The sequence below is a fragment of the Paenibacillus sp. 7541 genome (assembly GCF_002276395.1).
In the GTDB taxonomy this organism is placed as follows: domain Bacteria; phylum Bacillota; class Bacilli; order Paenibacillales; family Paenibacillaceae; genus Paenibacillus_AQ; species Paenibacillus_AQ campinasensis.
The window spans coordinates 14,760-37,538 of the sequence record NZ_NQLZ01000048.1 but is presented as its reverse complement, the minus strand read 5'-3'; the positions used below and the strand labels follow the sequence as shown (position 1 = coordinate 37,538).

Annotated in this window: 25 protein-coding genes; all 25 read right to left on the bottom strand. The window is 51.0% G+C overall.

Annotated elements, in window-relative coordinates; translation table 11 throughout:
- Positions 1-10: 10 nt before the first annotated feature.
- The 25 genes from CHH75_RS23285 to CHH75_RS23165 all read right to left on the bottom strand — a co-directional run bounded on the left by CHH75_RS23285 (position 11) and on the right by CHH75_RS23165 (position 22,777).
- Complete coding sequence (locus CHH75_RS23285; protein ID WP_095267805.1) at positions 11-1,297, bottom strand: homoserine dehydrogenase; 1,287 nt, start codon at positions 1,295-1,297, stop codon at positions 11-13.
- A 48-nt stretch (positions 1,298-1,345) separates the two neighbouring features.
- Positions 1,346-1,783: an ACT domain-containing protein gene (locus CHH75_RS23280; RefSeq protein ID WP_095267804.1), complete on the bottom strand. Its 438-nt coding sequence runs from the start codon at positions 1,781-1,783 to the stop codon at positions 1,346-1,348.
- 199 nt (positions 1,784-1,982) lie between these two features.
- The gene (locus CHH75_RS23275; RefSeq protein ID WP_095399272.1) at positions 1,983-2,684 is read right to left on the bottom strand and encodes a TFIIB-type zinc ribbon-containing protein; all 702 of its coding nucleotides are present in this window, start codon (positions 2,682-2,684) and stop codon (positions 1,983-1,985) included.
- Between the two features lie 28 nt (positions 2,685-2,712).
- Positions 2,713-3,423 carry a hypothetical protein gene (locus tag CHH75_RS23270; RefSeq protein ID WP_095399271.1) on the bottom strand — a complete coding sequence of 237 codons (711 nt, stop codon included), beginning with the start codon at positions 3,421-3,423 and terminating at the stop codon, positions 2,713-2,715.
- A 149-nt stretch (positions 3,424-3,572) separates the two neighbouring features.
- On the bottom strand, positions 3,573-4,331 hold the full coding sequence (locus CHH75_RS23265) for a hypothetical protein (protein WP_095399270.1): 759 nt from the start codon (positions 4,329-4,331) through the stop codon (positions 3,573-3,575).
- The gene (locus CHH75_RS23260) at positions 4,328-5,659 is read right to left on the bottom strand and encodes an SPFH domain-containing protein (RefSeq protein WP_095399269.1); all 1,332 of its coding nucleotides are present in this window, start codon (positions 5,657-5,659) and stop codon (positions 4,328-4,330) included. Before CHH75_RS23260 ends, CHH75_RS23265 begins: the two co-directional genes overlap by 4 nt.
- A gap of 216 nt (positions 5,660-5,875) precedes the next feature.
- Positions 5,876-7,186, bottom strand: coding sequence for a GTPase ObgE (obgE, locus tag CHH75_RS23255; protein WP_095399268.1), 1,311 nt, complete (start codon positions 7,184-7,186; stop codon positions 5,876-5,878).
- Between the two features lie 15 nt (positions 7,187-7,201).
- A complete protein-coding gene (locus CHH75_RS23250; protein ID WP_095399267.1) occupies positions 7,202-7,939 on the bottom strand; it encodes a Spo0B domain-containing protein in 738 nt (245 codons plus the stop codon).
- 165 nt (positions 7,940-8,104) lie between these two features.
- The gene (gene rpmA / locus CHH75_RS23245) at positions 8,105-8,416 is read right to left on the bottom strand and encodes a 50S ribosomal protein L27 (RefSeq protein WP_095267801.1); all 312 of its coding nucleotides are present in this window, start codon (positions 8,414-8,416) and stop codon (positions 8,105-8,107) included.
- Between the two features lie 22 nt (positions 8,417-8,438).
- Entirely contained in the window at positions 8,439-8,768 is a 330-nt protein-coding gene (locus CHH75_RS23240) for a ribosomal-processing cysteine protease Prp (protein WP_095399266.1), read from the bottom strand.
- 13 nt (positions 8,769-8,781) lie between these two features.
- Positions 8,782-9,093, bottom strand: coding sequence for a 50S ribosomal protein L21 (gene rplU / locus CHH75_RS23235; RefSeq protein ID WP_095267799.1), 312 nt, complete (start codon positions 9,091-9,093; stop codon positions 8,782-8,784).
- A gap of 166 nt (positions 9,094-9,259) precedes the next feature.
- On the bottom strand, positions 9,260-10,492 hold the full coding sequence (locus CHH75_RS23230) for an Rne/Rng family ribonuclease (protein WP_095267798.1): 1,233 nt from the start codon (positions 10,490-10,492) through the stop codon (positions 9,260-9,262).
- Between the two features lie 119 nt (positions 10,493-10,611).
- Positions 10,612-11,475 carry a M50 family metallopeptidase gene (locus CHH75_RS23225; RefSeq protein ID WP_095399265.1) on the bottom strand — a complete coding sequence of 288 codons (864 nt, stop codon included), beginning with the start codon at positions 11,473-11,475 and terminating at the stop codon, positions 10,612-10,614.
- Entirely contained in the window at positions 11,468-12,397 is a 930-nt protein-coding gene (locus CHH75_RS23220; protein ID WP_095399264.1) for a M23 family metallopeptidase, read from the bottom strand. The genes CHH75_RS23225 and CHH75_RS23220 overlap by 8 nt, the downstream gene beginning before the upstream one ends.
- 182 nt (positions 12,398-12,579) lie before the next feature.
- Positions 12,580-13,371: a septum site-determining protein MinD gene (minD, locus tag CHH75_RS23215; RefSeq protein WP_095267795.1), complete on the bottom strand. Its 792-nt coding sequence runs from the start codon at positions 13,369-13,371 to the stop codon at positions 12,580-12,582.
- A 3-nt stretch (positions 13,372-13,374) separates the two neighbouring features.
- Positions 13,375-14,037, bottom strand: coding sequence for a septum site-determining protein MinC (locus CHH75_RS23210; protein ID WP_095267794.1), 663 nt, complete (start codon positions 14,035-14,037; stop codon positions 13,375-13,377).
- A gap of 84 nt (positions 14,038-14,121) precedes the next feature.
- Positions 14,122-14,646 (bottom strand): rod shape-determining protein MreD, encoded by a 525-nt coding sequence (gene mreD, locus CHH75_RS23205; protein WP_095267793.1) that lies wholly within the window; start codon positions 14,644-14,646, stop codon positions 14,122-14,124.
- 1 nt (position 14,647) lies between these two features.
- Positions 14,648-15,541 carry a rod shape-determining protein MreC gene (mreC, locus tag CHH75_RS23200; RefSeq protein ID WP_095267792.1) on the bottom strand — a complete coding sequence of 298 codons (894 nt, stop codon included), beginning with the start codon at positions 15,539-15,541 and terminating at the stop codon, positions 14,648-14,650.
- A gap of 55 nt (positions 15,542-15,596) precedes the next feature.
- Positions 15,597-16,631, bottom strand: coding sequence for a rod shape-determining protein (locus CHH75_RS23195; protein WP_095267791.1), 1,035 nt, complete (start codon positions 16,629-16,631; stop codon positions 15,597-15,599).
- 38 nt (positions 16,632-16,669) lie between these two features.
- Positions 16,670-17,359, bottom strand: coding sequence for a RadC family protein (gene radC, locus CHH75_RS23190; protein WP_095267790.1), 690 nt, complete (start codon positions 17,357-17,359; stop codon positions 16,670-16,672).
- 70 nt (positions 17,360-17,429) lie between these two features.
- Entirely contained in the window at positions 17,430-18,041 is a 612-nt protein-coding gene (locus CHH75_RS23185) for a Maf family protein (RefSeq protein WP_095399263.1), read from the bottom strand.
- Positions 18,042-18,061: 20 nt separating this feature from the next.
- Positions 18,062-18,304 (bottom strand): DUF4321 domain-containing protein, encoded by a 243-nt coding sequence (locus tag CHH75_RS23180; protein ID WP_095267788.1) that lies wholly within the window; start codon positions 18,302-18,304, stop codon positions 18,062-18,064.
- Positions 18,305-18,431: 127 nt separating this feature from the next.
- The gene (locus tag CHH75_RS23175) at positions 18,432-19,799 is read right to left on the bottom strand and encodes an SPOR domain-containing protein (protein WP_095399262.1); all 1,368 of its coding nucleotides are present in this window, start codon (positions 19,797-19,799) and stop codon (positions 18,432-18,434) included.
- A gap of 188 nt (positions 19,800-19,987) precedes the next feature.
- Positions 19,988-21,364, bottom strand: a complete 1,377-nt coding sequence (gene murC / locus CHH75_RS23170) for a UDP-N-acetylmuramate--L-alanine ligase (protein ID WP_095399261.1) — start codon at positions 21,362-21,364, stop codon at positions 19,988-19,990.
- Positions 21,365-21,370: 6 nt separating this feature from the next.
- Complete coding sequence (locus CHH75_RS23165; protein WP_095399260.1) at positions 21,371-22,777, bottom strand: bifunctional folylpolyglutamate synthase/dihydrofolate synthase; 1,407 nt, start codon at positions 22,775-22,777, stop codon at positions 21,371-21,373.
- Positions 22,778-22,779: the final 2 nt, after the last annotated feature.

Sequence of the window (22,779 nt, the reverse complement as noted above, 5' to 3'; positions counted from 1 at the left end):
AAGCCCTGGGTTAACCTTCTACACGATAAACGCTTTTGATACGCTTGATAACATCCAGTCCTTCAAAATGATTCAGCACCGCATCCATGCTTGCCTTGCTAGCGCTATGTGTGACGATGATAATCTCCGCATCCGGATTATGCTCGTTCGGCTGCTGTACGACCGATTCCAGGCTGACACCGTACTCGGCAAATACTTGCGTAATCTGCGCAAGCACACCGGCTTTGTCATCCACATGCAGCAGAATGAAGTTTTTGTACAAAATCTGCTCGTCGCTTTTCAGCTTTTTCGGCTTGTAAGGCACGATGGCCTTCAGCCCGTTCACGCCCAGCTTCAAGTTCTTGATCACCGCTACCAGGTCAGCCACGACCGAGGTCGCCGTCGGCATCTCGCCGGCCCCGGCGCCGTAAAACATCGTTTCGCCTACCGCTTCCCCATATACATACACCGCATTAAACACCCCGTTCACCGAGGCAATCGGGTGTCCCTTGCGGACCATCGTCGGCTGTACCGTAATGCTGAACTCGTCATCCTGACGCTCGGCAATGCCGAGCAGCTTCATCTCATACCCGAGGCGCTTGGCGTAGGAGATATCCTCCTTGGATACTTGGGAGATGCCTTTTACCGTGACATCCGAAAGCTCTACGTTCGTCCGGAACCCGAGGGTGCCGAGGATGGCCATTTTCCGTGCCGCATCGAGTCCTTCCACGTCCGACGTCGGATCAGCCTCCGCATATCCGAGCTGCTGAGCCTCTGCCAGTACATCTTCATAGGAAGCCCCTTCCTGGCTCATTTTGGTCAGAATGAAGTTGGTCGTCCCGTTTACAATACCCATAATTTTCGTAATCCGATCGGAAGAAAAGCCTTCAATCAGCGTCCGGATAATCGGTATCCCGCCGGCCACGCTGGCTTCATAGAACACATCGCATTGCTTCTCTTGCGCTTTAGCCAAAATCTCCGCACCATGAAGCGCCATCAGGTCTTTGTTCGCAGTCACGATATGCTTGCCGCGGTCGAGCGCCTCCAGAATGTACGCCTTCGTGTCATCGATCCCGCCCATGACTTCGACAATGACGTCGATTTCCGGGTCACGGATCACCTCCCACGGATTTTCGGTCAGCTTACTCTGATCGACCTGAATGCTCCGGTATTTCTCCATATGCTTCACAGCAATTCGCTCTATCGATATCGGGGAGCCGACCTGACTGCTCAGATCATCCTGATGTCCCTCCACAATGCGGACAACCCCAGTTCCTACTGTTCCTAATCCCAAAAGTCCCACCTTAACAGGCTTCATAACGTTTACCCCTCCTGTATCCCATCACATCATCTTATTGTATCTGCTTTATCCCTGGCCAATCATCTGTACCTTCTTAACACCGGCCACTCGCCGCAATCCATCCAGGAGATCGTCCAGCTCTTCGTTCAGCCGGGACACTTCCACTGAAATGACGACATTGGCAATGCCTTGCAACGGAATGCTCTGATGAATGGTCAGCACATTCCCGCCTTCGCCTGCAACGAGGCCCAGCACCTCTGACAACATGCCAGAGCGATGCTCCATGTCCATGGAGATCGTGACAATCTCATCTCGCTCCAATTGATTGATCGGATGAATCCCGTCTTTATACTTGTAAAAAGCACTGCGACTTAGTCCGACCTGCTCAACGGCCTCGTGCACCGTCCTCACATCACCGGAAGCCAGCAGCTTCTTCACCTGCATCGTCTTTACTACAGCTTCAGGCAAAATATCCTCACGGACCAGATAATAGCGCTCCTTCACAAACGTCCTCTCCTCAAAGACTATTGTTTTCGTATAGTGGACATTATACTGGATATGCTCGGCCAGGGCAATACATAAATGTCGTTTTTTGCGTAACCTGAATACTATGCTAAACCCTCTACAGCTCCCAACAACTTTTTGGAGTAACAAGTATAAAAAAACAGCTCCCGGAATATCCCAGGGCTGTTTGTTGTTCAGTTCATGCTGTATTTAGTACTGATCCGCAGTATTCGCATTCAACGGGTTGATCTGTTTCGATGATGGTTTCGGCACCGCAACCGGAACAGGAGACAACTTTAGGCATCGTCTTGTCTCTATCGCTTGCCTTAACATTCATACCGAGTTGATCAAGTGTCGGACCGTTGTCCAATAACACCACACCATCCTTGATAATCCCATTTTGAAATGACTTATGTTCAAGTAAATACTCCAAGTCCTCCCTTACCCTCGACAATGGCTGTTTCACTTCCGCCGCGATTGCCTCCAGAGCAAAGATCCCCTTATAAAACTGCTTCTCATACTCTTTTGCAAGCTTATAAAATTGACTATTATGATGACTCTGAACCATCGTTAATATAGCCGCAGGAACAATGAATGCAATCCCTAATTTCCATGCCAATGTAATGATTTGCTGAGTCCTTTGATCATCATCCAAACCACTAAACGTAATCAAGAAAGCATACATAAGGATAAATAAGTACATCCCACCGAGCAAGGCGCCCAGCAGTTGGTATTGGTGCCCTCGTGCATAGTTCTTATGATACTGCTGAAAAAATCTCCATAAAACTATAGGAAGAAAAAGAGGGGCTACCATTAAGCTTCCAAACATTAATACTTTTTCAAAATACGTAACTTCAGGTTCAAACTTCTGGCTTTCTAAAACCGGATGACTCTTTTGCATTGAAAGTCCCTCTCCTCCGTTAACAGTTCTAACCAGTGCTAATCAACAATCCACAATACTCGCATTGTTCCGATTCCCCGAGTTTCAGTACAACTGTATTACCGCACCCCCTACATGCAACAGTCGCCGACTTGGATTGAGACGAAGAGTGAGAATCAAAGAGTTGTTCAGAAATTGCTTCAGAATTAATGGGAAAAGCCCGCTCTTGATCTTGCTGTAGCTTCAATACATCATCAATAATGGTTCCTTTTGGAAAGTAATTATACTCGATCAAATACTCTAAATCGTATTTCACATTTAACTTTGGTTGTTTGACCAAATCAGCGATTTCGTCAAGTTTACGTACTCCATGCACGAGCACGACTTGCTCGTATTTTTCCACCAATTTAATATACCATTCGCTCCGATTCATATAAATGCCTGTGAAAACCGCCATCAACAATAAACAAATAATGATTACAACAGCGGAATAGTCCAAAATCCAGTTGAAGAAATATCCATAAATCAAATAAGAAATGAAGCTAAATATTACATTTGCGGATACTGTCTTGTAGTTCAAGCCTTTACGATAATTTATATGCTTGTTCGAAACTGCCTTCCAAATAGAATAAGGGAGAAAAATGTAGGGAAACAATAAACACATGATGCCTACATGGACGTCTGATGCAATTATTTCAGGCTCATATTTAAATCTTTGTTCCTTCTGTTCCTTCTGTTTCTTCTGTTTCTTCTTGGCCAACTCAATTCCTCCAAACTTGATCTGAATAAAGAGTTCATGTGTTTACATGCTGCGCAATGAATTTATTTTAAATAACTGCCGCCGCTTTGTTTCAGTATTCTTGCAACTACTTCTACCGTTACACTCAACAAGCTGATCAGTGAATAAATTTATGTAGAACCTCTCTTTGCCTGTAAAAGCTTCTGGTTGTAATCTTGCACACTTCGAATAATATCCCCTGCGATATTTAAACCTTCTTCAACTGCTTTCTCCCGATCTTCCTTTCGGACCTCGCCAATTAATGTTACTTGATCTTCCAGGAGAGAGATTTTTCTCAGAATCAACTGCTCTAGCTCGTATAAAGAAGAATGTGAAATTGGATCACTGTACCTAAGGATATCCTCCAACTTGTCAATATGCTGATCTAAAACTACGATATCATCGCCTGGAAGACGGTTTAGCTTGTCACGAATGGAACTTACCCAGGCTAGGGTTTCTTGCTTTCTTGTTATTTGAACTCTTTTGGAATCATCATGTTTTGCAATCAAATTCCCCGCAGTTCTTATTAGAAAAAAAACAATAGCAAATCCAATCAACGTCACCGTCTGAATTGTAAAATACGCATGATCAGAAATCTTGAACAGATACCCTAAAAGCAGGATTTCTGTCGCCACTGCGATAACGTAAATCCCTGTAACAAAACCTAAAGCGATGGTATATGGCTCCTTCGCTGATCCCGAATTACGCCGATGAAGGGCATACCCCACAAACAATAGTACAGCTGCTTCTGCACATGCTGCGGCTATACCAGAAGTCCAGGCGCTAAGATCGGTTAGTCCTCCGGATATTCCAAATAAAAAAACCGTCACGACAGCTACGATGAGGACTGCGGTCCATAGCCGATTTCGAATGGCGATATTAGTTTTCACGCTGGTTCACCGCTCTCGGCTTCCACTAATTTCTGTCCACATTCCATACAAAACTTCTGTCCAGGCTTCACTTCATGCCCGCAGTTTCCACACTTGAGTGCCGTCTGAGTCCCACAGCTAGGACAGAACTTCGCCCCCGGCTCCAACACCTGGCCGCAGTTACCGCATGGTATCGGAAGAGGCGCTCCACATTGTAAACAATCCTTGGCATTCTCCGGATAGTCATGACCACATGACGGACAAGCCCTGTATGGATCACCACAGTTCAAACAAAACTTCGCTTGAGGAGGGATGGTGTGCCCACAACCGCTGCACAGAATGTCCGTGCCCCCTCCTTCCGACTGATTGATATGGAGTGAAGTGCCGCATCCAGAACAGAATCGAGCATGAACACCGTTAAAAGCACCGCATTTAACGCAAGCTTGTTGATCTTGATTCATGACACCTGTAGCCTGACTCTTCATCCCATTTAATGCCTGAGTCATCATTTCGTTTAAAGGAACTGTCATACCTAATCCTATTCCAAGGCCACCAGCAATAGCTCCAGCTGGACTTCCTGGATTCCTCGCCGCTCCCTCTAATGTATTAAAGGTCCGGTCTTCGTGGTAGGTATAACCGATAATATCCATTTCTGCTTTCTTTGCAAGTGCTTCCTTAATCCGTACAGCGGCTGGATCATCTTCTGGAATGTTGATGGAATTTACGAAAAAGTTCACTAGTCTAATGCCCATTTCCTCAAACGATGGGACAAGTAGGTCCATGATATGTGCCGAAATTTCCTTCATATAAGCACTGATTTCGACTACACTAATTTTTTTAGCAATAATGTAGGACGAAATAATATCTTTTATGTTGGACATCAACACACCGCGATAGTAACGAACTAGTGTGCTCTGATCAAAAGACGGGAGCGTTCCTACCATTTTCCCAAGAAATTTCCTGGCATCGATGATTTGGACGCCGAATTGGCCGAACGCTCGGACTGACACAATGATATTATATTTTGGATCCTGAAGCTGGATGGGAGAATTCGTTCCCCACTTCACATCCAATGATTGAAGCTTGTTAATAAACCACACTTCCGCAGTAAACGGTGATTTCCCCCCAAACGGAAGATTAACGAGGTTCGACAAGATAGGAATATTCGCCGTGCTTAATGTATGCCTTCCTGCAGAAAAAGAATCCAGCACCTGGCCTCCCTTATATAAGACCGCTTCCTGCGATTCATGTACGATAAGTTGAGTCCAGGTTGCCAGTTCCTGATTGGGATAACGCCAGGCGAACACATCAGACGGACCCTCATATTTCACAACATCAATGATAGCCATAGGTCTGCTCTCCTTTTTATATGGTTCTACTAGCATCGGCTAAAAAGGTTCCAATGTACTATCTATTGTATACGATTTAGTTGAATTATGGATGCAAATTTTTCCTTTTTGTTGATTTCAAAGTCCTACTTATAAACCTACCTACGCAAAAAGCCGCCAAGCCTGTTGTCATCCACAGACCTGGCGGCATATCGCCCCAGCACATGCTGCTACTGCTTAATAATAACTGCTTCCTTCCACGAACTCGAACTCGAAATCGCCGATTCGGACAAGCGTACCATCTGTTGCTCCGCGCTTGCGCAGCTCCTCGTCCACTCCCATATGCCGAAGCGTACGGGCGAGTTTCAAAATCGCATCATGCGAGTTCATCTGCATCCGCTTCAGCATCCGCTCAATCCGCTCGCTGTGGACAACATATGTTTCATTATCCCGCGTAATGGTGAAGGCATTGTCCTCCTGTTTCTTGAACTTGTACACCTTCCGGTCGGACGTTTCCGCCACCTCTTCAACCGCCGGCTCTTCCGGAATGCTCTCCAGCAGATCCATTGTACGGTACAGCAGCTCCTGAATCCCTTCACGCGTCAGGGAGGAAATCGGCACCACCTCGATATCCGGGCGAACCTCTTTCAGCTTTTCCCGGAAAACAGCCAGATTGTCGGCTGCTTCAGGCATATCGATTTTGTTGGCCGCCACAATCTGCGGACGCTCCATCAGCGCAGGATTGTACAGCCGGATCTCATCATTGATCTTCACCCAGTCCTCGAACGGTTCCCGCCCCTCGGTTCCTGCAATATCCACCACATGGATGATGACCCGTGTCCGCTCCACATGACGGAGGAACTCATGCCCGAGTCCCACGCCTTCATGCGCGCCTTCGATCAGTCCAGGCAGATCGGCCATTACGAAGTTGCGACTGTCTCCAACCTCCACCATTCCGAGGTTAGGCGTAATCGTCGTGAAATGATAGGCGCCAATCTTCGGCTGAGCCGCTGAAACCACCGACAGCAGCGTCGATTTGCCTACGCTCGGGAACCCGACAAGCCCGACATCCGCCATGACCTTCAGTTCCATGGTGACATAGCGCTCTTCGCCTTCTTCCCCGTTCTCGGCAAGCTCAGGAGCCGGGTTGTTCGGCGTTGCGAACCGGATATTTCCTCGTCCGCCGCGACCGCCGCGGGCCACAACGACCTCCTGACCGTGGCGGGTCAGGTCTCCGATCACCTCGCCGGTATCATCATCGATGAGCACCGTACCCGGCGGTATGCGTACGACCATATTATCTGCATTGGCGCCATGCTGGCTTTTATTCCGTCCCTTCTCCCCGCGCTTGGCTTTAAAATGCTTCTGGTAACGGAAATCCATCAGCGTTCTGAGCCCTTCGTCCACACGGAAAATAACGTCTCCGCCCTTGCCGCCGTCTCCGCCGGCAGGACCGCCTTCCGGCACATACTTCTCACGGCGAAACGCAATAAGGCCGTCTCCGCCGTCTCCACCTTTTACATATACCTTCGCTTTATCTACAAACATGAACATTCACCTTCCTCAAGTTGCAAACGGTAACCGCAAGCGATACGAGGCCTCTTCCGGATGCGTCTGCTCCACCCGGATACCTTGACCCTCCAAGGACTCCTCAATTTGAAGCTTCAAACGATGCGGATTGTCAAAAGGGCCATCCCCTTCAAAAATCAGCGCCAGCTCATGCTCCTGCTGCATAAATGTAATCGTGAGCAGCCGGTCTTCTCCTCTTGCAGATTTCTCTCCCTGCTGGAACGCATTCACCGTACGAATGACAGCCTCGGTTAAATTGTCCGCCATCGCCGGGGTTAAACGATCCAGCTGGATATGGTCCACAATTTCAACCTCAAGCTGCAGACTATGGTTAAGCGTTCTGTACGAGTGTAAATAAAAAACCAACGAGGGAATTCCCAGCTTGGACAGCTTGCTGTCCTGCTGCATCCGCTCCTTTATTCTTTCCACACACTGTACCGATTTATCATGCTTCCCCAGTCGAATATAGCCATATAAAATTTGCAATTCATTCATCCAGTCATGCCGATGGTGATTCAGCATCTGTATCGCCGTCTGCTCAACCTGCCATACGGCAGCCTGCTGTCTGCGTTCGCCAAGCTTGCGAGCGCTCCAGGCGGATGCGATTGAGGCAGCCGCAGCCCAAGCTATGCATACCACTCCCGCTGTTAATGACGGCTTCCAAACCATCCAAGCTACAGGGATTACAGACGTTAAACCGGCTCCGACCGCGATCCATTTCAAGGATTTCATCGCCTCTCCTCGTCTTTCAACAGCAATTGGTTACATTCACCAAGTCCAAGTATATCACAGTCCGTAAAGCGCGTTCATCCCTACGCCAGCATTTTTCCCGATTCTACAAAAAAGAAGCCCCGGCACGATGCCGAAAGGCTTCTTCTGTAAGCAATATTCAACCAATTAGGCTTCTACGGCTGCTGCTACAGGAGCAACTTCAACCGGGTAGACGCTCACTTTCTTGCGATCGCGACCCAGACGCTCGAATTTAACAACGCCATCAACTTTCGCAAACAAAGTATCATCTTTACCGATACCCACGTTTGTACCTGGATGAATTTTCGTTCCGCGTTGACGAACCAAGATGCTGCCGCCAGTCACGACTTGACCGTCCGCACGTTTCACACCAAGACGTTTCGCTTCACTGTCACGACCGTTCTTCGTGGAACCTACACCTTTTTTCGATGCGAATAACTGAAGATCCAATTTCAACATGTGGCCTACCTCCTTCTTAAAGTCATTTCATATCTTGTATTTGAATATACTCGCCGTATGAATCAGCAATTCCTTGCAACATAACAACCAGGGATTCGAGAAGCAGCTGAACTTGGCTAGCTGCGGATTCCTCCACCACAGACGGAAGCGATGCGCTTAAAAAGCCATTCTTCATCCGGGTTCTCATCACGGTTCCGGTAAGCGCCTCAATCGAATTAACCGTCCCCACCGTAATGCTGGACACGCCAGCACATACGATATCTTCGCCCGGATCGGCATAACCGGCATGGCCCTCAACCTTAAAACCGTGAATCCGGTTATCGTCCAATCGCAATATGTGTACAGTAATCAATTACTGCACCTTCTTACGCTTGGATTTTCTCGATTACGACTTTAGTGTAAGGCTGACGATGGCCTTGCTTCTTGTGGTAGTTTTTCTTCGGTTTGTATTTATATACAACGACCTTCTGGCCTTTACCGTGCTTCTCTACCTTCGCTGTTACAGATGCTCCGGAAACAACCGGCGTACCTGCTACCAAACCGTTCTCATTGGAAACGGCCAGTACACGGTCGAAAGTTACACTTTCACCGTCAGCAGCATTCAGCTTCTCGATGAACAATACATCGCCCTCTTGAACTTTGTATTGTTTACCACCAGTTTCGATAATAGCGTACATTTGCTTGCACCTCCCTATGTCTCAGACTCGCCTGATTCAGGTGTCCACTCACGCCCTCAGGGTGAATGTCCTTGTGAACCCAACCGGAGCGGTTACAGCATGTGCAGCAAGATCACTAAACACATACTCAATGATGATAGCACATACCACTCTGCCAGTCAACACATTATCCCTCTACCACACCCCTGCCGCCACAGGCCGGGCACGGCTTGTACGAGAGAAGCAAGACGCTTTCCCTTGCTTTTTTTCGCGTCATTTCAAGCAGCCCCAGCTTCGTCCAGCCTACGATGTAGCTTTTGGACCGATCCTTGGCCATCACCTTCTCGATCGCTGCCGTAACCTGCTGCCGGTGCTCTTCTCTATCCATGTCGATGAAATCAATCATGATGATGCCCCCGATGTCTCTCAAACGAAGCAGCCCGGCAATCTCTTCAGCGGCAAGCAGATTGGCGCGCAGCACCGTCTCCTCAAAGTTGTCTCCGCCGATAAATCTGGCGGTATTGACATCGACGACGGTCATCGCTTCGGTGTGGTCAATGACGACTGCAACTCCTTCTGGCAGCATGATTTTACGCGAGAAACGCATTTTCAATTGCTCGTCCACGCCATACCGCTGAAACAGAGGCATAGCATCCCTATATAGCTGTACGTTGGGCTCCCCTTCGTTGACCCTGTCTTTCAAATAGACGGCTGCTTCCGCCCCCTTGGCTTCATCATCAATGATCAGTTCATCGGAGTCCGGGTCAAACATGTCGCGAATAAACCGCTGCAAAATGCCAAGATCCCGGTGCAGCAGCGCCGGTGCAGCAGCGCGCGACGCTTTGCTCTGAATCATCTCCCACTCCTCTCGGAGATATTCCAGATCGTTTAATATCGTCTGTTCCGGCTCATCCTCGGCAACCGTCCGCATAATGAACCCCTCTTCCCCCATTTTCAGACGCTCCCCGATCATCCTCAGACGATCGCGTTCCCCCTCGCTCTGAATTTTTTTGGAGACAGCCACATAGTCTGCGGTTGGCATATATACGGTGCATCGCCCCGGGAGCGAATAATGCGTCGTAATCCGCGGGCCCTTGCCTCCCCTCGCATCCTTCATGACCTGCACCATTACTTCCTGCCCGACATGAAGAAGCTCCGAGATGGATGGTTTGGGCTTCGGCTGCTTCTCCAGATGTGGATGCAGCACATCGTCCACATACAGGAACGCATTTTTTTTCAATCCGATATCTACAAAAGCCGCCTGCATGCCAGGCAGCACATTAACGACCTTCCCCAGGTAAAAACTGCCCACGATGCTTTGCTGGCGGCTGCGTTCGGCCGCGTATTCCACCAGCTTCCCATCTTCAATGAGAGCCATCTGAACGGTATCGTCGTGGCAGTGTACTAACATTTGCTTCATGGCTTCACCTCTTCAATGGAAGACACTCCTATCCTTCTATCCTATCACAAACAGAGCCGTTACGAACGAATAACATCCGCTTGCGAGAGGCTAGCGTCTTCCTCTGACAACTTCTTGTATTATGAATATAAGAGCGGATCTTGAGTAGAAAAAAAAGAAGAGATAACCCGCTGTTCGGGCACCACTGCCATTAAGCTTCCTCTTCGGTTCATCACGTAAATCAGATGATATTTCTCTCGCTTAAATAGACGCATAATATCGCTCAAAGGTTTCGCAGAATCGGCAACAATCGGCTGGGCAGTACCGATGCTTTCCGGACTCTGCTCATACAGCTCGCTGCGCTGAACCAGAAACCTTAAGAAACGGTAATGGACATTTCGAAGATCCTCTATATTGGAATAAGCGAGAAACAGACCAATCATCAGCAGGTTGAGCTGCATGCCTCCTCCGTTCAGGAGCGGCAACAGGCTGTATCCAACCATGATCAGACTGAACACTATGCCGATGCGGGATGCCCATAGCAGAGTCGCGTGATAGGGAGCGACCAGACTGATCGCGGCCTGCAGCACTTTCCCCCCATCCAGCGGGAGCACCGGCAGCAGATTGAATAACGCAATCATCATGTTGCCTTGAATGATATAGTCAAGAAACGCGGCCTCGCCTAAGCCCAGCGTTTTGCACAGCAGCGCAAGACCGATCATGATCACATTTTGCAGCGGCCCTGCCAGCGCAATCGTTATTTCTTTCAGCGCTGTCATCCCTCCGTTTTCTTCAATGACAGCGACCCCGCCAAAGGGAAGCATCTGAATTGAACGGACCTTGCAGCCCAGCGCCGCTGCGGCAAAGGCATGGCCAAGCTCATGGATAAAAACGATAATAAACAAGGTGATCAGCTCGAGAAATCGCCCGGTAATGACGGAAGCCAGCATCACAAGCACAAAAAGAGGATGCAGTGAAATGACCGTTCCTCTAATGTTAATCAAACGGAATCACTTCCGCCGGATCGACGCTCCGGTTCCCTTCTTTCAGCTCAAAATACAGCGCCGGCAGCCCGCCTGCTTCCGATAAGGATAAGATGCCGATAACCTCTCCGCCTTCCACCCAATCATTCACCTTTAGATGCGTTTCTCCGAGCCTGCTGTACATCGCTCTTCGCTCACCGGTATGCTGAATCACAATCGTATAGCCGTTATCCGGCGTCTCCTTCACCTCAAGCACACGGCCGGTTTCAATGCTGCGGACCTCACGGTTAGCCAGCGATCCCCCCGTTGCCTCCAGTACAATTCCTTTCAGATCCACAGCAAATGATTGCACGAGTCGCCCCTCCAGCGGCGCTGCAAGCGTCGAGTGTGCATTCACCTTGGTGGATGATCCTTCCGTCTGGCCAAAAATCGGGATAAAGGAAGGCGCGCCTCCAAAATGGTCCTCATACCACGCCTGCGCAGCCTGGAAATCCATCTCACGACTCAGGCTTTCGATAACAAAAGCTTGCGCGCGCACGGCCCATGGATGCTGTATGTTAAACACTCCCCATACGAGCCCGAACACGAGCGTGCTGACGACAAGCCTGCGAAGCAGACTGTTCATAAACGAGGCTCTGCGAGGGGGCTCGCCGGGGTCCTCGGGATCCGCGCCGGGCGGTCCGTACCAGCTGCGGTACCGCTGCTTCCACAGCTTCTCCGGATCAGGCTCATCCCCTGCCGCAAGCGGTTCCAGTCTGCCGCCCGGTCGCGGGCTCGGCGCCTCTTGTACGGCGCGGACGCCGCTCGTTCTCTGCCCCGGCTCCTGCGAATGATCTCGCACCGTGGGCGTGAGCTCGAATCCGTCATCCTGGCCCGCACCTCCTTCCAGAAGCTCGCGAATCCGCGCCTCTCTACGGTGTCTTACCGATGATTTTATATCCATGCTCCATACCCCCTGGGGCTTGTTTTACTCTATCCTATGAATTCATGAAAGATGTTTAGAACAAGCCCTACGCCTCGGTCAGCATGAAAATCCGCGGCCATAACCTGCCAGGCAGCCCAACGAACAATGAACACGCACAAAAAAACCGATGCCAGGCCGGCACCGGTTTTCCCTTGTGTTGGTTACATTCCGAAAAACTTTTTGAATCGGGTGAACATCCCCTGCTTCTGATGAATCTGCATCAAAGGGACCGTATCGCCCAAAATCCGGCGTGCGATGTTCCGATAAGCAATCGCAGCCTGAGAGCTTGGATTCATCACCGTAGGCTCCCCCGAATTGGCAGCCTTAATGACCATCTCATCATCAGGCACGATCCCGATCAGATCGATGTTCAGCACCTGTAGCACATCCTCAATGTCCAGCATGTCCCCCGATTTAACCATGTTCGGGCGAATCCGGTTGAGGATCAGCTTCGGCGATTCGACTTGCGAGCTTTCCAGCAGGCCGATGATTCGGTCGGCGTCGCGAACAGCCGCATTCTCCGGTGTAGTTACCACGATCGCTTTGTCAGCGCCGGCAATCGCATTTTTAAATCCTTGCTCAATACCGGCCGGACAATCGATAATGACATATTCAAACTCTTTCTTCAGCTCCAGAATGATATCTTTGACCTGCTCCGGAGATACTGCGTTTTTGTCCTTGGTCTGTGCAGCCGGAAGCATGTACAGCTCGTCAAACCGTTTATCCTTGATAAGCGCTTGATTGAGACGGCACCGTCCCTCCGCAACATCACATAGATCGTAAATGATCCGATTCTCAAGACCCATCACAACATCCAGATTACGAAGGCCGATATCCGTGTCAACCAAACATACCTTTTTTCCGAGCAGTGCCAAAGCTGTGCCGATGTTCGCAGATGTCGTTGTTTTGCCAACGCCACCTTTTCCTGAGGTTACGACGATTGCCTCTCCCATGTTCTACACCCCTTTAAACACATTAAAATCCCGGCCCAAGCGCGCTATGTTACTGATTTTGTCAATCTCCATACTTCCGTCCTTTAAATAAGCAAACTCCATAACCGTCTCCCGTGTTTCCCATTCGTCCGGCGGTCTGCTGATCATTTGGGAAATACGCAGCTGGGTGGGGGCAAAATAGGACGCCGCGATTATCGCATCTTCATTGCCGTCGATACCGGCATGCGCTGTGCCGCGCAGCGCTCCCAATATGTAAATATCACCGGTACACGTAATGGTGCCCCCGGGATTCACGTCACCCAAAAACAACAGGTCTCCGTCATGATGAAGCACCTGTCCGGAACGCACCATGCCTGTTTTCAAGGTCAGCCCTCCGGCCTTCTCCTCCTCGGAGTCGGACGGCGGTGCTTCAATGTTGCGAATCAGCAGATTTCCCTTCTGCTTTAATATATCAATAATGGTCTGCTTCTCTTCTTCGGTCACTTGCCGTGATCCCAGCTTGACATCAACATGAATAATGGGACCTGTCAAAATGTTCTGATGACTATGCTCCAGCTTGTAACGGAGCTCGCCAAGCAGCTCTTCAAGCTCACACTCATCATCAAGCAGGAATACCAGGCCGTCTTTTACGCCCTTGATCGTCACATGATTGGATTTTACAGCCATAAGCCTGTCCCTCCCATCCTCATACACTTCGCGCTCCTACCTTCAAGTTCCTGCTAGTCTTCGTTAAATTGTCTTGGGGATGGTTCAGGATGTCTGGTTCCGCTTGGATTTCGCAATGATCTCCAGCTGCTTCCGAAGCGGAACATAGATGATGAGAGCAAAGACAAAATGAACAAGGAGATTCGGGAGCATGTGGTGAAGCAAAGCCCAGTCATAGGAAGACTGGCTCAGGCTGAACACCTTGTAGATCCCGAACAATGTGCTGTCAAACAACAGGCTTCCGAGCAATACGACGGTCATCATAATCGGCAGCGGGGCCCGCGGCATCTGGAACAGAAGTCCCATAATATACGCGGATACCCCCATGGCAAACGAGTACGTGCCGATCATTTCACCATAATAGATTACATCATGAATCATTCCGAATATTAGACCAAGAACGAGTCCGGTATGGCGATGATAATAGACAGAGACAAACAATATCGCCACAAATACGAAGTTCGGATAAATCTGAAGCTGCCAGGAGCTTGGCGTCAGCCAGAAGAATACCGTGCCTTGGAGAATGAACAGCAAGAACAGAAGCAGAAAAAGCACTTGTTTGCGTTTCATATCACTCCGGCTCCTCTGGGGTGAACACCACGATCACATGCTTCCAGTCCTGGAAGCTGGCCGCTGGCACGATAGAGGCCGTGCGCGTCTGACCGTAATCGCTCGTTCTAACTTCATCAACCGTGCCGATGATCATTCCTTGCGGAATCAAACCGCCAATGCCGGAGGAAATAATCTGATCTCCCTCTTCGATCGGATCATCTTCAGGAATACGCATCATCTCTAGCATACCGGTCTTCTCGTTATAACTTTCGATGATGCCAAAGGTTGCCTTGTGATCCGCCGTCGCCGTTTCCTTCCCGACAGCGGTAACCGCAATCGGTTGAGGGTTCGGATCTTGTTCATCCATTGCAGTCAACAGCTTGACGGTCGACGTGAAATTGCTGACACTGCTGACGACGCCCACCATGCCTTCGACCGAGGTGACGGACATATTCACACGCACCCCGTCGCGTTCACCAAGATCAATAACCAAGGTTCTGTTATTCGGATCCGAATTGACACTGATTACCTGCGCGACCCGGTATACATATTCGTATCGCTGCTTCTGATGCTCCGTGAAATTCATGATGTTCTGAAGTTCATCATAATTTGCCTTCATCATATTATAAGAAGCGCTTTCGCGTGAATATTGAGCAACCGCTTTTCTCAGCCTCTCATTTTCATCATAGATTTCCCTCATGTTGCGCACATCTTCAAAGAAGCCCGCTATATATGAAGCGGGCTTGTAGAAGATGCTCTGCACAAAACCTACCGTGTCCCTCATAAATTTCTCGGGCCAAGACAAGGAGGCTCTCGGGCCGAGCGTAAATCCCATTATGGCGATGAACGCCACCAGCCCGATAAGCGCAATAAATAATCGTTTGTTGCCTAGCAGCTTAAACAGTTGCAACACCCTCTAACCTAACTGTTTTCTCTCCCACCAAGGGTTGACACATGCCCTGTACCTTCTACCGTTTCGAACGCACGGCAGAGCTGCTCCGGGATTTGAACAGATGAATATTCTCAAGCGCTTTTCCAGTGCCAATCGCTACGCAGTCGAGCGGGTTCTCGGCAACGATCACCGGCATTCCGGTCTCTTCGGCCAGCAACTTGTCCAGATTGCGGAGCAAAGCGCCGCCGCCGGTAAGTACGATGCCGCGATCCATAATATCGGCCGCAAGCTCAGGCGGACATTTCTCCAGCGTGACCTTAACAGCATCCACGATGGCATTGATCGTATCTGCCAGCGCTTCGCTGATCTCATCGGACGTGATCGTAATTGTCTTCGGCAGTCCTGTTACGAGATCGCGCCCGCGAATCTCCATCGTTTCCACCGTTTCAAGCGGCATGGCAGAGCCAACTTCCATCTTGAGCAGTTCGGAAGTACGCTCACCGATCATCAGATTATATTGCCGTTTGATATACGATATGATCGACTCATCCATTTCATCACCGGCAACGCGAACCGAGCGGCTGGTTACGATTCCGCCAAGGGAAATTACAGCCACTTCCGTCGTTCCTCCGCCGATATCCACCACCATGCTTCCTGTCGGCTCCCATACCGGCAGGTCCGCTCCGATGGCGGCTGCAAACGGCTCTTCGATCGTATAGGCCTCGCGTGCGCCCGCCTGCTTGGTTGCGTCCTCTACGGCGCGCTGCTCAACCGCAGTAATACCGGATGGCACGCACACCATCACGTTCGGATGACGCGGGAAAATCGAGCGCTGCTTCTGCGCCTGACGGATGAAATACTTGATCATCGTTGCCGTCGTGTCAAAATCGGCAATAACGCCGTCCTTCATCGGACGAATGGCACGAATGTTGCCCGGCGTACGGCCGATCATTTTTTTGGCGGATTCACCTACCGCCTCGATGCTTTTTGTATCTGTACGCAGAGCGACCACAGAGGGCTCTCTAACGACGATTCCTTTGCCTCGAACATAGACGAGCGTATTCGCCGTCCCCAAATCAATTCCTAAATCCTTCGTAAAACCACCAAACATGCTGTATCTCCCTTTCCTTCTCAATCTGAACTATTATATTACATCAGGCCCCGTTCCTTCAAACTGACAAATGTCCCGTCCCCGATGATCAAATGATCAAGCACATCGATTCCGACAATCCGGCCCGCCTCAACCAGCCGAGCGGTCATCGAAATATCCTCCGGACTCGGCGTTGGGTCACCGCTCGGATGATTATGGGCGCAGACCAGTGAAGCGCTGCTGCATTTAATCGCGGCTCTGAACACCTCGCGCGGATGCACAATCGAAGCGTTCAAGCTACCCATGGACAGCGTTTCTTGGGCAATGACGTGATTTTTCGTATTTAAAAACAAACAAACAAAATGCTCTTTCTGGAGATACCGCATCTGTTCACTCAGCAGCTCCGCCGCATCGTGCGGACTGCGAATGATGACAGGCTCCACATTTCTCGAGGCTGCCAAACGCCGCCCCAGCTCAACACCGGCCTTCAGCTGGATCGCCTTGGCCGTTCCGATTCCTTTAATTTGCGTAATTTCCTCGATGCTCAGGTCCACGAGCTGCCGAATGCCGCCCGCCTCCTTCAACAGCCGCTGGGCTATATGTACAGCAGACTCCCGGTGCGTTCCCGTCCGCAGCAGTATCGCCAGCAGTTCAGCATGGCTCAAAGCGCTCGCCCCATATCGCATCATGCGTTCTCTAGGTCGTTCATCATGGGGGATGTCGCGCAGCAGTACAGTTGGCGACTCCATAAGTTCCCCTCTTTTCCTAGTTCTACAAAAAAACAAAATGCACCGGACTGATGTATCCGGCACTTATCGCTTACGGATCAGTTAATACCTCTATGCCCATCTCTGAGAGCATATCCGACAGCATGGATAGCGGAAGTCCGACGACCGTAAAATAATCGCCATCAATGCGCTCCACAATGGTCGCTCCCAGCCCTTGAATTCCGTAGGCCCCCGCTTTATCCGCCGGCTCGCCGGACTTCACATACGCACGGATCGCTTCCGGGCTTAATGCCTTCATCTTCACCCGGGTGACGCTGTGACGGACAAGCCTTGCGCCTGAGAGCAGGTCCAGACAGGCAGCGCCGGTATACACGAGATGCTCGCGCCCTTGCAGACGGCTCAGCATGCCAGCCGCATCTTCTTCATCGACCGGTTTGCCGAGCACTTCCGAATCCAGTACAACAACGGTGTCACTTCCAAGAACGATACCGGCCTGTGAAGCGTCAGCCAGCCTGCCATATACGGCCTCTGCTTTGCGGAGCGCCAAAGACTCCACAATCCGATCCGGAGACCAGTCATCCGGCGTATTCTCGTCCGCTTCACTTGCCATAACATCAAACGGTATACGCAGCGAAGCCAGCAGTTCCCGGCGCCGGGGAGAAGTGGAGGCAAGTATGATCCGACGTGTGCTGTTATCGTTCAAGGGGTTCGTCTCCTTTGTCTTCAAAGCCTGCGGTACAGCCAAATCGCTGTAATAATGCCGATCAGGCCGAGCAGGCAAATCTCAAATTCAATCGTGATATCGTAGCGAATAATGTCAAAGTTAGCCCGAGGGGACCATGTAATAGGCGTAGAAGCCGTTAAAAATGATAGAGCTTTAACGGGCTGCAGCGCTTTGGCTATCCATGTTCCGGTGAGCCAGCCGAGCAGCAAAAACAAGATTAGGATTCCTGTATTCTTCTTCATCCATCCTCTTCCCTCGCCATTATTTGACACCTTAATTATTATACGTTGAATCGATAAGCAATACAAACAGAAATCCGGCCAGGGCAACTATTTCCAGTTCCCGGCCGGATTTCGTTTAAGCTTGATACTACAAGGCATGCAGGAGCCGCTTTTGGCCCATGACATAGTCCATCATACCCGTTTGTATTTCCCACAAATGCCCCTTGGATCGATTTTTGTTGTATTCCGACAGAGCCATGATCGCACTGTTCATTGCCTGCTCCATCCGGTGCATAAGCTCCCCCGCCTCAGGACCCGCTCCTGCAGACATAGACCCGCTGGCCATGATCCATTGCTGATGCAGCTGTGTGATGCGATCCATGACGCCTGCCTCGACGACCGTCGGTTCGCTTTGTCCAAGCAGGGTGGCCGACAGCGCGCTGAGTTCAGCCACCAGTTGCCCGCCTGATTCAAAATAAGCCTCGCCATTCGGCAATTCTCCCGCAAATACGGCAGATGCCGTCCCAGGAACCGTCATCTCGCGAACGTACAGCTCGACCCCTTCGCTTTTCAGCTGGTTGCTCAGCAGCTTGGCCTGCTCCCGGTCTGGTGAAATCCCCGCATACACCCGATTTTCCTCATCAGGATCTCCGCCTGCTGCAATGCCGGCTTGCAGCAGCTCCTGTTTCGCCTGCTCGGCCCGCTCCGGCGTGCTGAATACGCCATATTGAAGCATATAGAAGGTCTGTCCGGCAGTCTGTTCGGCAGGCGGAATCCCTGGAGTCTGTCCTGACTGTTCCCCAGCCGTACCTCCCGTATCCGGACCTGCTGCAGTTTGATCGCCAATCGGATTATCCGGACCTGCGGCCGATGAAGGGGCGACCTCTCCCTGGATCGTTGTGTCACGTCCCGGGGCTTCTTCAATCCTTCCACTTTCAAAAAATGAAAGCACAGCGTAACCGAATATGACCCCTGTCATGACAGCCCCCATCACCGCGGCCGCCATCTTCCAGAACGAGGTCGGATTCCGCTTCCGGTAATAGCCGTAGTCCTCAGTGGATAGTGGAGAGTCCTCCTGAAACGCCGTGCTTCTCCCATCCTGCTCGGATGAGTCCTCCGGGAGCAGGATGGGAGGTGCACGATGCCCGCTGCGATCCATAGGATGGGGAACATCCGTTATCACATCATAGCGGCTCTCGTCCCACTCGTCATGCCAGTGTTCATCATATCTGCTCCCGGAAATATCCACCGGGCTGCGATCAGCTTCGGCCATCCGCCGCTCTTCTGCCAGCCGTCCGTTTCTTCTCCCTGTATAAGCGTTTCCGCTCCATTCGTCCGCGTCGTTGTCCTCCGGCGGCTTATCGGGCCAACCAACAGGCTGGAGCCAATCGATCCCCGCTTGCGGCACGGATTTCGGCACAGGCTGCAGGTACTCTTCCGTAAACTCGTCATGATCCTTATTCCGTTCCTTCGGGGTACCGTGGTCAAAACGGATCGTCATCCGCGCCTTGTTCATACACACCCACCTCACTTGTCCTTCTACCCTAGCTATATGACAAGGCCGAGGAACATATGAGTCGCGATTGTCCAAATAAAGAAACAACCCATACGCCAGCTCTTTCATGAGCTGAGGTACGGGTTGTCGTACGGATGATGTGAAGCGGCCGCCAGCGCACTCGCATCAGCATGCCGTTTACTCAACACTTACTTCTTGGATTTGATGGAATCCGCGAGGGCCGCGCCTACTTTCCAAATGTCGCCGGCACCCATCGTCAGCACAAGATCCCCTTCTTTCACACGCCCTGCAAGATCGCTCAACACATCTTCCTTCGTAGGCAGATAGCGGGCACCGCTGTTGCTGTTCTGCACGATCAGCTCCACCAGCCGGGCAGAGCTTACCCCTTCGATCTGCTTCTCCCCCGCCGGGGAGTAGATGTCGGTGATGATCACCTCATCAGCCTCGCTAAAGGCCCGGCTGAAGGCATCCAGCAGGAAGAACGTCCGGGAATACCGCTGGGGCTGGAAAACGGCTATAATCCGTTTTCCTGTAGCCTTGGCCGCGCTGATCGTGGCCTCAATCTCCGTCGGGTGATGCGCATAGTCGTCGATAACGAGAATTCCTTTCGATTCTCCCAGCACCTGAAAGCGCCGTTTAGCCCCGTTAAACTTCACGATGGACTGCACAATCGACTCAAAGGAAATTCCCGCCTTCATGCAAGCGATGACCGTGGCCATGGCATTATATACATTATGCTTGCCCGGCACAGACAGCTCGATCGTTCCCAGCTTCTGCCCCCGGTGGAGCATGGTGAAGCTCACCTGGCGGTCGCCAAGCACAAGGTCAGTGGCCGTATAGTCGGCATCAGAGTGAATGCCATACGTCGTCACACTGCAATTCAGGTCTGGCAATATGGCCTGGATATTCTCATCATCCGCGCAGACCACCGCCGTACCATCTTTCTTGATTTGTCCCAAAAATTGAACGTAAGCGGACTTCAGACGATCAAAGTCGCCATCGTAGTTCTCCAGGTGGTCCGCTTCAATGTTAAGCACGATGCCGAGCCACGGATGATACTGCAGGAACGAGCCGTCGCTTTCGTCAGCTTCAGCCACCACATGCTCACCTTGTCCCGCTTTGGCATTCGTCCCTACATTCATAATTTCTCCGCCGATGATAAAAGTAGGATCGGCTCCGCAATCCTCCATTACCAAGGCGATCATGGAGGAGGTCGTCGTTTTGCCGTGAGCTCCCGCAACGGCCACCCCTTTGCGCTCGTTCAACAGCCGGGCCAGCATTTGCGAGCGGTGAAGGACCGGAATGTTCATATTTTCCGCAGCAACCCGCTCCACATTATCCTTAGGCAGCGCCGTGGAATAAACGACCACATCCGCACCTTGCACCTGCTCCGCAGTATGTCCTATATAAATTTTGGCGCCTTTGGCCGCCAGCTTTTCTGTCAATTCCTGAGAAGCCACATCCGATCCCGTGACTTTATATCCCATTTCCAGCATTACTCGTGCAATGGCGCTCATCCCGTAGCCGCCAATTCCGATAAAATGAACATGTTCTGATGTATTCAACAGATCTCACCAACCTTTTTCAGCATCGGAAAGTCCCAGGAGGCTGGAACGCACGTCGGCGATCAGATATAACGTGCCCGACACCACCCCAAGGTCCTCCGCTTCTGTCCGTGACTTCAATTGCTCCAGTGCGTTTTTCCAATCCGGCTCTACGATGACTTGCAGTGTCGGTTTGGCATATTGCTCCCTTAACTGCTCTGCGATGTCTCCTAACGCCTTGGCGTCCATTTTTTTCCGGAAATCCGGTTCAGTCAGGATAAGCGTATCCACTATAGGCAGTATATGCTGCAAATAGGAATCATGATGCTTATTTGCCAGCATTCCCATCATGAAGTTGAGCTTTCGATACTTGTAGATCTGGGGCAGGCTATTGGCGAGCGATTCAGCCCCTTCCGGGTTATGCGCGCCGTCAACGACAATGCGCGGTGATGACATCACCTGTTCAAGCCGTCCGGCCCAGAAGGTATCCTTGAATCCCTGCTTCAGGTCATCCTCTTCAATGATAAAAGCCAGATACTGTCGCAGCACCTCCAGCGTCATCATGGCTAGCGCCGCATTCGCGCACTGATGCGCTCCCTGCATCGCGATGTCCAGCTCTAAGCTGCGGAACGGCCCTTCAAACCGGAACGTTTGTCCCTCTTCGTCTCCATTCAGCCGCTCGTACGTAAACTGCTCACCCGCCAGATACAGGGTCGTGCGGTTGCGCTCTACTGTTTCCTTCAGTATGGCAATCGCTTCAGGCTGGGTCACAGTGCTCACGACAGGAACGCCAGGCTTGATAATCCCCGCTTTTTCCGCAGCGATCGCCTCGATTGTATCTCCCAGCACATCCGTATGATCCATCCCGATGTTTGTAATGACAGACACGATCGGATGAACGATGTTCGTCACATCCAGACGTCCGCCAAGCCCGGTTTCCCACACAACCACATCGGGGTAGGTCTCCTCGGCATAGTACAGAATGGCCAGCGCCGTGGACACCTCGAACATCGTCGGAGAGCCAAGCTCTGTCTCCGCCACTTCGCTCACGAGAGGCAGCAGCCGGTTAGCCAGCTTCAGCAGCGTCTCCTCGGGAATATCCTCGCCGTTGTACTGGAAACGGTTCGTAAACTTCGTGATATACGGTGACGTGTAGGTGCCTACCGTAAATCCCCCTGCCAGCAGCGCTTTGGTCAGGAATGCACAGGTCGATCCCTTCCCGTTCGTGCCGGCAACATGAATGAATTTCAAGCGGCGCTCGGGATGCCCCAAACGCTCCATCAGCCACTGTATTCGATCCATTCCCGGACGTATGCCAAACGAAACCAGGCCATTGATCCAGGCCACAGCCTCTTCATAGCTTTCAAGAGGGGCTGTCGTAACAGCCCCGGATTGATCCACCATATTTCTCACCTTCTGGTCAAGATTCGTCATCC

Coding starts and splice junctions, on each gene's coding strand:
- CHH75_RS23285 (WP_095267805.1), bottom strand. CDS start 1,297: ATGAAGCCTGTTAAGGTGGGACTTTTGGGATTAGGAACAGTAGGAACT.
- CHH75_RS23275 (WP_095399272.1), bottom strand. CDS start 2,684: ATGCAAAAGAGTCATCCGGTTTTAGAAAGCCAGAAGTTTGAACCTGAA.
- CHH75_RS23260 (WP_095399269.1), bottom strand. CDS start 5,659: ATGGCTATCATTGATGTTGTGAAATATGAGGGTCCGTCTGATGTGTTC.
- obgE (WP_095399268.1), bottom strand. CDS start 7,186: ATGTTTGTAGATAAAGCGAAGGTATATGTAAAAGGTGGAGACGGCGGA.
- CHH75_RS23250 (WP_095399267.1), bottom strand. CDS start 7,939: ATGAAATCCTTGAAATGGATCGCGGTCGGAGCCGGTTTAACGTCTGTA.
- rpmA (WP_095267801.1), bottom strand. CDS start 8,416: ATGTTGAAATTGGATCTTCAGTTATTCGCATCGAAAAAAGGTGTAGGT.
- rplU (WP_095267799.1), bottom strand. CDS start 9,093: ATGTACGCTATTATCGAAACTGGTGGTAAACAATACAAAGTTCAAGAG.
- CHH75_RS23230 (WP_095267798.1), bottom strand. CDS start 10,492: ATGAAGCAAATGTTAGTACACTGCCACGACGATACCGTTCAGATGGCT.
- CHH75_RS23220 (WP_095399264.1), bottom strand. CDS start 12,397: ATGGATATAAAATCATCGGTAAGACACCGTAGAGAGGCGCGGATTCGC.
- minD (WP_095267795.1), bottom strand. CDS start 13,371: ATGGGAGAGGCAATCGTCGTAACCTCAGGAAAAGGTGGCGTTGGCAAA.
- CHH75_RS23210 (WP_095267794.1), bottom strand. CDS start 14,037: ATGGCTGTAAAATCCAATCATGTGACGATCAAGGGCGTAAAAGACGGC.
- mreD (WP_095267793.1), bottom strand. CDS start 14,646: ATGAAACGCAAACAAGTGCTTTTTCTGCTTCTGTTCTTGCTGTTCATT.
- CHH75_RS23195 (WP_095267791.1), bottom strand. CDS start 16,631: ATGTTTGGTGGTTTTACGAAGGATTTAGGAATTGATTTGGGGACGGCG.
- radC (WP_095267790.1), bottom strand. CDS start 17,359: ATGGAGTCGCCAACTGTACTGCTGCGCGACATCCCCCATGATGAACGA.
- CHH75_RS23180 (WP_095267788.1), bottom strand. CDS start 18,304: ATGAAGAAGAATACAGGAATCCTAATCTTGTTTTTGCTGCTCGGCTGG.
- CHH75_RS23175 (WP_095399262.1), bottom strand. CDS start 19,799: ATGAACAAGGCGCGGATGACGATCCGTTTTGACCACGGTACCCCGAAG.
- CHH75_RS23165 (WP_095399260.1), bottom strand. CDS start 22,777: ATGACGAATCTTGACCAGAAGGTGAGAAATATGGTGGATCAATCCGGG.